General features: G+C 45.4%; 1 pseudogene. It reads left to right on the top strand.

The window, feature by feature from the left end:
- Window positions 1-1151, top strand: a pseudogene (locus ADJ60_RS00020) (YSIRK signal domain/LPXTG anchor domain surface protein); the annotation flags it as partial.

Raw genomic sequence — 1151 nt, 5'->3', positions numbered from 1 at the left:
AAGGTGAAAAAGGAGACCGAGGCGAACGCGGTCTAACTGGAGCTAAAGGTGAAAAAGGAGACCAAGGTGAACGCGGTCTCACTGGAGCACAAGGTCAGGCAGGTCGTGACGGTGTAACTCCAACCGTAACCGTTAAAGATAATAAAAATGACGGCACTCATACTATCACTATTAACGACGGTAGAGGTAATGTTACAAGTACTGTTGTAAGAGATGGTTTCGATGGCGCAAGTCCATTAGTTGCGACTCAACGAAATGACGCAGATAAAACAACAACAGTTATCTTCTATTATGACCAAAATGATAACAACGAATTTGATGCAGAAGATACAAAACTAAAAGAAGTTGTCATTGCAGATGGTGCTAAAGGCGAAAAAGGTGACCAAGGCGAACGTGGTCTAACCGGAGCGCAAGGTGAAAAAGGAGAACGTGGAGACCGTGGTGAAACAGGAGCAGCGGGACGTGACGGAAAAACTCCAAAAATCACAACTGCTCGTGGAGCAGATGGTCGCAGTACTGACATTACATTTACAGTTCCAGGAGAAGAACCTGTAACAGTTAACATTAAAGATGGTAAAGATGGACGTACACCAACCATTGACTTAAATGCCTTAGCTGAAGCAGCAGCAAGATTAAACAATCAAAGAAGCGGAAGAGTAAGAAGAGCTTTAGCAGACGCCCCATCTACAGCACCAGCAGAAAAACCAAGAGAAGGTACTCTTATTACAGCGTACTTTGATAACAATGGTAATGGTCGGTACGATGAAGGTATAGATGACTTAATTGCTAAACAACCAATTTATAATGGTACAGACGGTGCCAATGGTGCAGCAGGTGCAGCCGGACGTAATGGTGCTGAATTATTAAGTGGACCTAAAGCACCAACAGCAGATGATGGTAAAGATGGCGACACTTATATCGATGCAACTACAGGTGATGTTTATAAGAAAGAAAACGGAACTTGGGATAAGATTGGTAACATTCGTGGACCTCAAGGTCTAAAAGGTGAAGCCGGAGTTGCAGGACCACAAGGGCCACAAGGGCTACAAGGACCTAAGGGTGACCAGGGTGCTCAAGGTCTTCAAGGACGTGATGGTCAAGACGGAGCACAAGGTTTACCAGGACGCGACGGACGTGATGGCGCAGCAGGT

It is taken from the genome of Streptococcus pseudopneumoniae (genome assembly GCF_001076775.1).
Classification (GTDB): domain Bacteria; phylum Bacillota; class Bacilli; order Lactobacillales; family Streptococcaceae; genus Streptococcus; species Streptococcus pseudopneumoniae_G.
This window is presented reverse-complemented; position numbering and strand designations above follow the sequence as displayed.